This window comes from Acidimicrobiia bacterium, from assembly GCA_035471805.1.
Classification (GTDB): domain Bacteria; phylum Actinomycetota; class Acidimicrobiia; order Spongiisociales; family JAHEDJ01; genus JAHEDJ01.
Map to the genome: position 1 here is coordinate 58,546 of DATIPS010000010.1, position 11,740 is coordinate 70,285.

General features: G+C 62.8%; 11 protein-coding genes. 5 read left to right on the top strand and 6 right to left on the bottom strand.

Going from position 1 to position 11,740, the window contains the following annotated elements; genetic code table 11:
* Positions 1–15: 15 nt before the first annotated feature.
* A complete protein-coding gene (locus tag VLT15_02350) occupies positions 16–759 on the top strand; it encodes a lipoate--protein ligase family protein (protein HSR44056.1) in 744 nt (247 codons plus the stop codon).
* Between the two features lie 84 nt (positions 760–843).
* Here VLT15_02350 and VLT15_02355 read toward each other — a convergent pair whose 3' ends face one another.
* Together VLT15_02355 and VLT15_02360 are read right to left on the bottom strand one after the other, a co-directional pair.
* Positions 844–1,752 carry a hypothetical protein gene (locus tag VLT15_02355; protein ID HSR44057.1) on the bottom strand — a complete coding sequence of 303 codons (909 nt, stop codon included), beginning with the start codon at positions 1,750–1,752 and terminating at the stop codon, positions 844–846.
* Entirely contained in the window at positions 1,749–2,264 is a 516-nt protein-coding gene (locus VLT15_02360; protein HSR44058.1) for a sigma-70 family RNA polymerase sigma factor, read from the bottom strand. The genes VLT15_02355 and VLT15_02360 overlap by 4 nt, the downstream gene beginning before the upstream one ends.
* 130 nt (positions 2,265–2,394) lie before the next feature.
* Between VLT15_02360 and aroQ the strand changes: the two genes are divergently transcribed.
* Positions 2,395–3,582, top strand: coding sequence for a type II 3-dehydroquinate dehydratase (aroQ, locus tag VLT15_02365; protein ID HSR44059.1), 1,188 nt, complete (start codon positions 2,395–2,397; stop codon positions 3,580–3,582).
* 89 nt (positions 3,583–3,671) lie between these two features.
* On the opposite strand, the gene VLT15_02370 is transcribed toward aroQ, so the two are convergent.
* A complete protein-coding gene (locus VLT15_02370) occupies positions 3,672–4,181 on the bottom strand; it encodes a ferritin (protein ID HSR44060.1) in 510 nt (169 codons plus the stop codon).
* A 106-nt stretch (positions 4,182–4,287) separates the two neighbouring features.
* On the opposite strand from VLT15_02370, the gene VLT15_02375 reads away from it, so the two are divergent.
* Positions 4,288–4,929 carry a hypothetical protein gene (locus tag VLT15_02375; GenBank protein HSR44061.1) on the top strand — a complete coding sequence of 214 codons (642 nt, stop codon included), beginning with the start codon at positions 4,288–4,290 and terminating at the stop codon, positions 4,927–4,929.
* Between the two features lie 288 nt (positions 4,930–5,217).
* On the opposite strand, the gene VLT15_02380 is transcribed toward VLT15_02375, so the two are convergent.
* Complete coding sequence (locus tag VLT15_02380) at positions 5,218–5,733, bottom strand: hypothetical protein (protein HSR44062.1); 516 nt, start codon at positions 5,731–5,733, stop codon at positions 5,218–5,220.
* A gap of 43 nt (positions 5,734–5,776) precedes the next feature.
* Between VLT15_02380 and VLT15_02385 the strand changes: the two genes are divergently transcribed.
* Positions 5,777–6,073 carry a transglycosylase family protein gene (locus VLT15_02385; GenBank protein ID HSR44063.1) on the top strand — a complete coding sequence of 99 codons (297 nt, stop codon included), beginning with the start codon at positions 5,777–5,779 and terminating at the stop codon, positions 6,071–6,073.
* 3 nt (positions 6,074–6,076) lie between these two features.
* Here VLT15_02385 and VLT15_02390 read toward each other — a convergent pair whose 3' ends face one another.
* On the bottom strand, positions 6,077–6,748 hold the full coding sequence (locus tag VLT15_02390) for a hypothetical protein (GenBank protein ID HSR44064.1): 672 nt from the start codon (positions 6,746–6,748) through the stop codon (positions 6,077–6,079).
* A 66-nt stretch (positions 6,749–6,814) separates the two neighbouring features.
* A complete protein-coding gene (locus tag VLT15_02395) occupies positions 6,815–10,153 on the bottom strand; it encodes an error-prone DNA polymerase (protein ID HSR44065.1) in 3,339 nt (1,112 codons plus the stop codon).
* A gap of 197 nt (positions 10,154–10,350) precedes the next feature.
* Between VLT15_02395 and VLT15_02400 the strand changes: the two genes are divergently transcribed.
* Positions 10,351–11,694: a hypothetical protein gene (locus tag VLT15_02400; GenBank protein ID HSR44066.1), complete on the top strand. Its 1,344-nt coding sequence runs from the start codon at positions 10,351–10,353 to the stop codon at positions 11,692–11,694.
* Positions 11,695–11,740: the final 46 nt, after the last annotated feature.

Consider the following 11,740-nt stretch of genomic DNA (forward strand, 5'->3'; position numbering starts at 1 on the left):
TTCAGGGAAGTTCCCATGGTCACCTTGTACTTGGAGTCATACGCGCCGTCGCTCGACACTGCGGTCTCACACGCCTTGCTCAGGATGGCTTCCGAAGGCCGGCACGGTGAATCGTTGCGCTTGTATCGGCCGGCCGAAGTGGTCGCCTTCGGCAAGCGAGACGCGGTTGCAGACGGGTTCGCCAAGGCAGTTACCTCGGCCGGAGAGGCCGGGTACGAGTCTGTGATCAGGATGGCCGGGGGTCGGGCGGCGGTTTTCCACCGGGAGACGATCGCGTTCGCGTGGACGATCCCGACGCCGTCACCGCGTGATTCCATAACCGAACGATTCGAGAGGCTCTCAGGTCTGCTGGTCGACGCCTTTCGCGATCTTGGGGCAGATGCCCGGATCGGCGAAGTCCCCGGCGAGTACTGCCCCGGTGAGTTCAGCGTCAACCTCGGAGGATCGACCAAGGTCATGGGTGTAGGTCAACGGCTGATCACCGGCGCCGCCCACGTGGGCGGGGTGATCGTCGTCGACAAAGGCACTGCGGTCGCAGACGTTCTCGTGCCCGTATATCGCGACCTCGGGCTGGTATGGGATCCGGCCACATCGGGCGACCTCGCCTCCGCCATCCCCGGCCTCACCTGGGAGAACGTGAAGGACTCTGTGTTGAACTCGTTCGGTCGGATGACCGAGTTCGATGAAGCACCCATACCGCGGGAAGCACTGCGCCGGGCGCGAGATCTGGAAATCCAGCACATGGCCAGCAAGAAGTGAGCAGCTCAGGCCAATGGCTTGTAGTCCCGACCCGGTTTCAGCAGGGAGCCGGTTGCCGACTGCCTGGGATGTGCGGCCCACGCCTCACTGCACCAGACTCACGAACTCGAATGCGACCTTCTCGAACGTCGACTCGTTCTTGGCTTTGACCACGAACACCTTGCCGTAGGGAGCCGTCGGGAACTCCACCCTGACCCACCACTCCCCCGCCGCATTGGCAACGGTCGATCCTGATCCGAAGTCGGAGATGATGAGGATCTTGGTACCCGGTGCGGCGGTGCCGTAGTACTCGTCGAAGGGCGGGTCCAGGGCACACTCGCCGTACTTCGCCTGCGCGGTGAATGCCCATTCGCCGGCGGGAGGTTTGGGCTTGACCTCGGGAGGGTCGTAGTAGACGACGATCGAAGCCTCGGCAGTGTTCCCGGCCGCGTCGGTTGCCGTGAAGGAAGCCCTGTTGCCTCCTTCGCTCAGCATCAACACGATCGACCAAGATCCGTCATCCGCAACCGAAGCCTGATACGGCCCGGCGACCACGGTCGAGCCGGGTTCGGTCTTCCCCGCGAAGGTGACTGCTGTCTCCTTCAGACGATCACCATCGAGCGGAGATGTGATGACGAGCTCCGGCGGATCTAGATCCACAGGTTCCGGGACCGGTCCCGGGCCGCCCGGCCGGGGAGAACCGCCCTCAGACGGGACGGACGGAACTTCGCCGGCGATCGTTGTTGGAGTAGTGGCGGCGACCGTCGTGGTCGTGACCACGGTCGACGTAGTCGGAGTCGTCTCGGCGGTCTCATCATCATCTGCGGCGAACATGCCGGCCTGGAGCGCCATGAAGCCGACGAAGATCACGACTGCGAACGCTCCCACGAAGGACAGCGTCCTGGCCAGGATCGGAGGCTTGGCCGGGCTGGGATTCATCAGCAGCAGCGGGTGGCCGGAGACCGTCGATTGCAGTCCCTCAGCAGCTTGTCTCGCCCGTTGATCGAGAGTCATTCCGACACCCCCAATCGGTCGGCGAGGTTCTTTCGTCCCTTGTGCAGGTGAACCTTTGCAGTGCTCTCAGTGCAACCGAGGATGGCCGCCACCTCAACCACGGGACGGTCCTCGAGATAGTGGAGAGCAATAGCTTGCGCCTGGCGCTTCGGGAGAGACCGGACGGCCTGCCAGAACTCGTCATCGCTCGACTCGAGTTCCGGGAGCGGTAGCTGACGGTCGAGGGCCACGCGGGCCAGGGCCCGGGTTTCCGCAGCCTTCCTCCGAAAGAGCGAAACGGACCGGTTGGAAACGACGCGCCGCACCCAGGCGCCGGGTGATTCATACATCCCGACTCTCTCCCAGTGCTGGTGTGCCGTCATGAACGCCTCCTGGGCAAGATCTTCGGCAGCCAACCGGCTTCCGGACAGCGCGTAGGCCAGGCCGACGACTGCGCGATACTCACGCTGATAGAACACGTCGAACCGTTCCGGCCGCGCTATCACCTGCATCTCGTCCACGTGCCGCACCACGCGGTACGCCTCTCTCTCGTCGCATAGATCCCTGCGGGTTGTGATACCCGTTACTCGTATCGGCGCGAGGAAAGGTTTACCTGACCGAATTGGCCGCCCGTCCACCTACCGACCGGTAGCCTGTCAACCCATGCGTCGCATCCTGATCCTCAACGGACCCAACCTGAACCTGCTCGGCTCCCGGAAGCCGGACCTGTACGGAACCACCAGCCTGGCCGATCTCGAGGGGCTGTGCGCGCAGTGGGGTTCCGACCGTGGCCTCGAAGTCGAAACGTTCCAGTCGAACCATGAGGGGGACCTCATCGACCGGTTGCACGCGGCGCGCCACATCGTTGACGGGGTGGTGATCAACCCGGGAGCGCTGACCCACTACTCGTACGCCCTGCACGACGCGATCGACGCGATCGAGATCCCGGTAGTCGAGGTCCACATATCAAACGTCAAGGAACGGGAGAGCTGGCGCTCGCATTCCGTCGTCGGACCTGCGTGTGTCTACACGATCTACGGTCGCGGCATCGACGGCTACCGGTGGGCCGTCGACCATCTCGCCCATCGCGCCGCCTGGGCGACCACGACTCTGGCATATGCGGGGGGGTCGGACCATGTTGGGGATCTCCGCGTTCCGGACACGCACGGCCCTCATCCTGTGGCCGTTCTGATCCACGGTGGTTTCTGGCGCCATCATTGGACGCGCGACACCATGGAGGCAATAGCCATCGATCTGACCGGCCGGGGCTGGGCAACCTGGAATATCGAGTATCGCCGGGTCGGGATGGGCGGGGGGTTCCCGACCACCCTCCAGGATGTGGGTGCCGCCGTGGACCATCTGGACGACATCGCCGCCGAGTTTCAGCTCGATCTGGAGCGGGTCGTGGTGCTCGGACACTCGGCGGGAGGTCAACTCGCCGTTTGGGCGGCGAACCGCCATCGTCTCGGCGAAGACGACCCCGGTGCGGCACCAAGGGTCGTACCGGCGGCCGTCGTATCACTTGCCGGGGTTCTGAACCTGGAAGTGGCGGAAAAGACAGGGCTGGGCGATGGAGCGGTGGCTGCGTTTCTCGGCAACGCGGCTCGCACCGCGGCTTACCGGGTCGCCTCTCCCCAACTTCTACTCCCGGCGGACCGGCCGCACATCGTCGTCCACGGGACCGGCGACGACCGCGTACCGGTCTCCTATGCACACGCGTACCTCGATGCCGCGAGACGTCCGGGAACTCCGGTTGAACTCCTCGAGATCGAAGGCGCCGATCATTTCGACCCCATAACTCCGTCGAGTTCTGCCTGGACGGCGGTTGTGACCAGACTCTCTACCGTTTGACCCTCCGGACTTCAGACGCGGTTGCCGCACCCACGGTGTCGGCGCCCGGCCCGTCGCCGTCCGGCGCAGCGCAGCCGAAACCGGTCCGACTATTGGCCTTCGGCTGCGGGCGGGCGAACGCCCAGCTCACGGTCCAGCATGAGAAGGGCGGTGCGATCCTCACCGATCATCTTGAGTTGCTCAACGATCAAACCAACGGTCGCCTCCTCCTCGATCTGCTCTTCGACAAACCAGTTCAGAAGCGGATAGCTGGCGAAGTCGCGCTCATCGGTAGCCAAGGCATAGAGATTGTTGATGGCCGCCGTCACTTTCCGTTCATGACCCAGCGAGGCCTCGAACGCCGACAATGCAGTGTCCAGCGACAAACCGGGGGCAGGAATCGAGTTCAGCTCTACATGACCCTCACGTTCCAATACGAAATCGAAGAACTTCATCGCGTGGAGGCGCTCTTCCTCTGCCTGCAATCTCATCCATGCCGACATTCCGGGGAGGTTCTCCTCATCGAGGAACGCAGCCATCTGCAGGTAGGCGTACGACGAGGCAAGCTCGAGATTGATCTGTTCGTTGAAAGCTGTTTCGAGGTTCGTGCTGATCGGCATGTGAATCTCCTGACGAAAGACGATTTGGCAATGATATCGGCTGGTGCGCTGATGGAATCGCCGCCTCACGAGCCGGTTACCCTGAGGCTCGACGAAGGGAGCAGCCTTGCGCGGCGACATCATCATCGTTGAGGACCATCACCGGGCGGCGGCCTCTGCGATCGTGGAGAGGATATTGCCGTCGATCGTCTCAAAACCGGCCCGCTACACGCTCACCGTCGCCGGTGAGTCGGGAAGCGGGAAGTCGGAGACGGCCAAGGCAATCGCCGAGGCGCTCGGAAAGAGAGGGGTATCTTCCGAAGTGCTCCAACAGGACGACTACTTCGTTTATCCGCCCCGCACGAATCATCAAGCCAGAGTCGCCGACATCGACTGGGTCGGGACCAACGAGGTACTCATCGACCTCCTCGACGGCCATCTGGCCGCAGCCGTGGCGGGCGAGGATCACATCGAGAAACCCCTCGTGATCTACAACGACGACACGATCACGACTGAAGTGATGTCGCTCGCCGGAATCGACGTCATCATCGCCGAGGGAACCTATACCAGCCTCCTGGACAACGTGGACACGAGGGTGTTCATTGCTCGCAACCGGCTCGAAACCCGAGCAGCTCGCCGGCAGCGGGGACGCGAGCCCATGGACCCATTCATCGAGCGCGTTCTCGAGATCGAGCACGAGATAATCGCACCGCACAGAGCTCGTGCAGATATCGTCATAACCCGTGATTACGACGTCGAGTTCGTCTGAAGAACCCCCCGGGCCGGCACTTCCGCGACCTCAACCGCGCCATCGATGTCTCACATCGACCCCCGCCCCCTGACATGCTCGACCGGGCCCTACCCACGATCGGCCTGCAAGACGGGCGCCGCGCAAGTTGGGGGCGAACTCCAGACAAAAGCCCGAGGCGTCCTCGCAAGCCGTATTCGTAGCCGGACCCCCGCCCGCTATCTGCCATGATTTGCCAGACAAGACTTGTCCTATCCCGACAATGCGCATACCCTGACCGCCGGTTGGGGCACTCCAGCCGGGATTTTTTCACTTCATGCGACGTTTCGCTTTCCTCATTGCCGCAGGCACCACATTCATCGCTCTCTTCTTCGGCGGGTTTGCCGTCTTCGCGCCGAAGTCCGTCGACGCGCCCACCCCGCCGGCCGAAGTGACGGTTCCGACGGAGCGTGGTGAGGCCGCCGGACGGCTCGCCAGCATGTCGTTCTCGGCAGTCGCCTCCAGTGCAATCCCGGCGCAGAGGGCGATCTCGCTCGACCCCCTCGCCTTCGACGGCCTGTTCCGTGCCTCCCAGTCGCAAGATGAACTGGAGTCCGGATCGCTCTCCACCACGACGACAGTCGCACCCACGACCACGACAACCCCCGACTCGACGACCACGACGTCGACCAGGCCGTCGACCACCACTACTCGGCCCCAGGCGACGACGACCACGGTGCCGCCGACGACCACTACCTCGAGCACCACGACGAGTACCACGATGCCGCCGACGACCACCACATCATCGACGACGACCACCACTACGCCGGCTTCGACGACGACCACCAGCACCACCGTTCCGGCCGGCGGGCCCCTGACCGAGGGGGAGATGCGCGAGTTGGCGGGACGATTCTTTCCGGTCGAGGAGTTGGACAAGGCAGTCCTGGTGGCATGGTGCGAGTCCGGCTACGACCCCAACGCCTACAACCCAGCCGGTCCGTACGGGGGGCTCTATCAACATGCCGAGAGGTTCTGGGATTCGAGAGCAGCCGCGGCCGGATTCCCGGGGGCGAGCATCTTCGATGCGGAAGCCAACACCGCCGCAGCTCACCTGCTCTGGGCATCCAGCGGCTGGACGCCGTGGCCCTGGTGCTCCGCGTGGGCAGACGGACAATTAGGCGGCTGAGCCTCAGTCGACCCGCAGATACTCGATTGAGTTCCCCGTCTTGCCGGTCATTTCGATCTGGCCGAGCTCCCGCAGGCAGTAGACCATCTGTTGGGCAAGACGCCGGGATGCGTCCAGGCCGGCCGCCAGATCCGCAGTTGTAAAAGGTGCAGGCAGGTCGACCGGCAGCAACGCGCTCAAGCCGGTCGGAGACGTGATCAGTGTGGAGCCGTCCACCCTGTCCAGCCTTCGGCCGACCGTCACCCACCCCTTGCGGCGCCGGGATTTCCCGGGCTGGTGGACGCGATACTCGTCTTCAACGGTCAACAGCACCTCGAGCTCGAACCCGTCGCGTTGGATGAAGGTGGGAAGACTCACCAGCTTGCCGAATACATCTTCGAGCCGGCCGTGTTTGGGAGACCGCCGCGAAGAGAGAATCTCGCCGTCGGGATCCATCCGGAAGATACGGCGCTCCCGGGCAATCGGCGCCACCAGCCGGACCGGATGGGACCCGAGCAACCGATCGAGTTTCTTCCGCAACGGAGCGAACCCGCCCGTCTGAATCTCAACGAGAAGCTCACCCCGCACGATATCGATCACACACCCGTCTACCGGATGTTCGAACAAATCACCGTCGACGGAATACCAATCTTTGAGCTGGGCGTGCAGAGCTCCTTCGTTGAGTGTCCCGATCACCCGGTCATGGTCCCAGATTTCGTCCTTCCTGCGTGACTAATGCGCGCCGGAGCTCACACACGATGTTCAGCGGAAGTTGCGGGAGGTGACACCTCTGGCCGGCCATGGAGTGAAGGACCTGGCCACGAAGTTGGTAACGCCGTCCCGGAACTCCAGGACACCCTCGATCACCAGACCGGGATTCCGCCTGGCGACCTCACGGTTCTTCTGCCAGATGTCCGGTAACACGATCACGTTGAGCAAACCCGTCTCGTCCTCGAGGTTGAAGAAGATCACCCCCTTGGCCGTTGACGGCCGCTGGCGGTGAGTCACGATCCCCCCAATGCTGGCCCGGACGCCGTTGCGTTCTGTCGCCAGAGCCCCGGCTACGGTCAGGCAACCGAGTGCGTCGAGACGCTCTCTCACGAACTCAACGGGGTGTCGAGCCGATATTCCGGTTGCCCACAAATCGGCCTGGGCTTGGCTCTCCTCACTCATCCCCGGCAACTGTGGCGGCTCGGCTCCCGGCGCCAGCGGCAGTCTCTCCGGACTGATCTCGGCTAGGGCACCGGCCGCCCACAAACCTTCTCGCCTGCTCAGTCCAAGAGATTCGAGCGCACCGGCTGCTGCCAGACCCTCGAGAGCGTCGACCCTCAATCCCGTCCGCTGAGCAAGGTCCTGGGGCGACAGGAACCTGCCGTCGGCCTGCCGGGCCGCTTCGACCCTGGTGATCTCCGCCTCTCCCAGATTGCGCACATACCGCAGACCCAGCCTGACCGCCACTGCAGGGCGGAGCGAGTCGTCAACCGGCCCCCTCCCCCGCCGCCAGGCCTGCCCGTAGTACTCAGCCAGGTCGTCGGGATCGGCATCGTGAGGCTCAATCGTGCAGTCATGCCACGAAGCGTTCACGTCCGGGTTGTGCACCACGACTCCATGCCTGGCAGCATCTTGCACCAGGCTGTTGGGACTGTAGAAGCCCAACGGATAGGCGTTGAGGAGACCGGCCAGAAACTCGGCCGGCCAGTGGTACTTCAACCAGGCCGACATATAGACGATGTAGGCGAAGCTCACAGAGTGACTCTCAGGGAATCCAAACGAAGCGAACCCCTGCAGCTTCTCCCAGATCTCATCGGCGGCCGCACCCAGAATCCCGTTGGCCGCCATGCCGTCGTACACCTCATCACGGAGACGCCCCATCGCCTCATCAGATCTCTTGTGCGTCATCGCCGACCGCAGTCGATCCGATTGGTTGCCGTCGAACCCGGCACACACCCGGGCGAGCTCCATCAACTGTTCCTGGAAAATGGGGACACCCAGGGTCTTGCTCAAGACGGGTTCGGTGAGCGGATGCGGAAACCGTATCTTCTCCTCTCCATTCCGCCGCCTCAGGTACGGGTGCACCGATTGCCCCTGTATCGGCCCCGGACGGATCAGGGCTACCTCGACTGCCAGGTCGTAGAACGTCTTGGGTTTCATCTTCGGCAGCGTTGCCATCTGTGCTCTCGACTCGACCTGGAACACGCCGACCGTGTCGGCCCTGGTGAGCATCCTGTACACGGCCGGTTCCTGCGGGATATCTGCCAGATCGATGGTGATCCCATGTGCCGCCTCGATCGCGTCTGCCGTCAGATGAAGTGCGTTGAGCATGCCGAGACCGAGCAGGTCGAACTTGACTATGCCGATCGATGCGCAGTCGTCTTTGTCCCACTGGATGACCGATCGACCTTCCATCCGTCCCCACTCGACCGGCACCACCTTCCACAGTGGACGGTCTGCAATGACCATGCCGCCCGAATGAATACCAAGGTGGCGCGGAAATCCATCCATGCGATGGCAAACGTCGTAAACGAAATCCGCCGTCATGCCTTCCGGCAATGGTGCCTCGAGACGCAACTTCCCCGGATCCCTCGTATCGACGTATTTCGAGAGTCCATCTACCTGCGCCTGTGTGAACCCGAATGCCTTTCCAACGTCGCGCAATACGGATCGGGCGCGATAAGTGATGACGTTCGCGACCATCGCCGCCCGCTCCCGCCCATAGCGGCGATAGCAATACTGGATGACCTCTTCGCGCCGGTCGGCCTCCAGATCGAGGTCGATGTCCGGAGGTCGCCCTCGCTCTTCGGTCAGGAACCGTTCAAAAGGAAGCCCTAAACGGATGGGGTCGACTCTCGTCAGCCCCAAACACCGGCACACCGCCGAATCAGCTCCCGATCCACGAATCTGGCAGTAGATCTCCTGACTCTTTGCAAACTGAACGATGTCCCACACGACCAGGAAGTAGCCGGGGAAGTTGAGCTTGCCGATCACTTCCAGTTCGTGCTCGAGGCGGGCCACCGCAACGGGATCGACTCCCCCTGCACCGTCCGGGTATACCTCCCCGGCACCCTGGAACGTAAGGTGCCGCAGGTACTCCATCTCGGATCGATAATGACCGGGCATGGGAAAGTCGGGCAGTTGTGGCGCCACCAGGTTGAGGTCGAATGCCAGTGCTTCCGCCAAACGCACCGACCTCTCCACGGCACCCGGATAGGCGGAGAACCGTTCGATCATCTCCTGCGGCCTCTTCAAGTGTCGTTCGTCGACTGCCGGCCTATGCCCATCCTGGTCGGAGAGTGATCGTCGTCCCGCAATGGCCGCCGCCACATCTGCCAGATCGGCTTCTCTGCGATCGTGATAGTGAACGTTGTTGGTCGCCACGACCGGAAGCCGCAATCGCCGGCCTACCTCCCACAGCACATCGTTGCGAAGATCGTCTTCGGGCATGCGGTGATTCCAGATTTCGATGTGGAGCCGATTCCCGAATATCTCGTGGAGGGGGGCGGCAGCCGTCAGGGCCGCGTCGAGGCGACCCAGGCGAGCGGCAGCAGGGACGGCCCCTTGCCAGCATCCGGTTAGTGCAACCAACCGGCCGGTTCGGGCAGCCTCGTCGAGATCGTTCCACGAGTAAACGGGCAGATCTTTCTCACCGCGAAACTGCGCTCTGGTGACGAGGCGGCTGATAGCGGCATACCCCTCGGGAGATGGCGCAAGCAGCACGAGATGATCGGTAGGCGGAGCAACAACCGGTTTCGAACCATGGGATCTCCTGGTCCGACCCCGGCGTGCTGCAGCCTGCGACTCGGCGGTCGCCATTCGCTCTACGTCGCGCTGCGACGCCGAAGCGACCGGTTCCTCCGACTCGCGACCGGTTACTTGCGATTCGCGACTGAGCCCGATCTCCACCCCGTACACCGCCGGAAGCCCTACCTCCTTTGCAGCCCTGGCGAACCTCACGGCGCCGTACATTCCGTTGTGGTCGGTGACTGCCAACGCCCGGTAGTCCAGGTCTGCCGCCCGATATACGAGGTCTTCAGGATGTGATACCCCGTCGAGAAAGCTGAAGTTGGTGTGGCTGTGGAGTTCCGCATAGGGCATGGTCGACATTGATTGTATCGAACATATGTTCGATACGCCATGGAGCGCCGGCAGCTTCCCCGACCCCCGGGGCAAGCAGTGAGCAGCCCCGTCGGCCCAAACGCGAAATTGCCGGGCGGGTAAACCTTTCACTCCCGTACTGCGAGTAACCACTGACAGTGACCATATAACACCTACAAGTGATGACCAGTCACAGGAGGACCAACGTGTTTCGCAGGCTCGGGATATTCGCCACCACCTTCGTGATCGTGATCGCCGGCGGCATTGCCCTCGCTCAGATGGGCGAGTACTTGCCGTCTGCCGACGAACCCTCGGCAGACGCAGAAACCGCCGAGTCCGGCACCCTTCTCCCCCTGGAAGAGCAGAAGGCTCCGGACGCCGGCGAAACGACCGAAGAGTCCAGCACAACGACCATGGTCGAAGAGCAGAAGGAAGTGGAGGCGCCGGCCACCACAGACGGGAAGCCGGCCGGGACCAAGGAAACCCCGGAAGAGCTCTCCGACACGAACCCACCGGATCTGATCATCACATCTCCGGAGTACGGAGCGACCGTATCCACCAGGGAGTTGAGGTTCGAGGGCAAGGTCGAACCAGGGGCGATCGTCAAAGCGGCGGGTTTCAGGGCCGACGTCGATGCCGACGGCCACTGGTCCATCGTTCTCCTTCTCGAACCCGGCGGCAACCTGGCCACGATCAAGGCCTTCGATGAGGCCGGCAACATGTCTGAGGCGACCGTCAAGGTCTTCTACGAGGCCGGCGAAGGCGAGCATGCGTTCACGGCCAATCAGAGCTACAAGGTGTCCGCGGCCAATCCGCCGTACGACGTCTTCTACGGTACCGGAAGACCGGGCACCACGGTGAAGGCAACATCAGACTTCGGTTCCGCATCCACAACGGTCAACGAAAAGGGCAAGTGGGAGATGAAGGTCAAGTTCCCCAGCGCCCCCTATTACCAGTGGTTCGCGGTCAGGATCGCAGATTCCGACGGACACTCGAAGACCTTCGAATTCAAGAGCAAGTACAACCCGGATGCCCAATACGACTTCACCATCACCCAGAAATACGGAGTGAACTCCGACCAATGGGAGAAGTTCACGGGGACCGCCAAACCCGGGACAGTCATCGGCGCCTTCTCCGACTACGGCTCAGCCGAGACGGTGGCCGAGGGTGGCGAGTTCTATCTCAAGGTTCACTTCTCCGGGCTCACACCCGGTCAGACGATAGGCATCGTCGTAGAAACATCGGCAGGCGACCGGAGAACCTTCGAATTCCGATATGAACCGGCCCCCATCGGTTTCAGCGTCTTCCAGAAGTTCGGGTCGTGCAGCGAGACTCCCCCCTACGACATCTTCAAGGGAACCGCCACACCCGGTGCAACGATCTGGGCAGAGTCACCCTACGGCGGCGCCGGCACAGTGGCAGGAGACCTCGGATACTGGGACCTTCAAGTGTTCTTCGAGGGCGCCACTCCCAACGAACCGTTCAACGTCACGATCAGGGACTCCGAGGGACACTACAAGGTGTTCACCTTCACCGTCCTGGCGAAGTAGCCGGTTCTCCTCCCGGCCCTTTCGTGGGCCCGCCACCCGGAGGGGC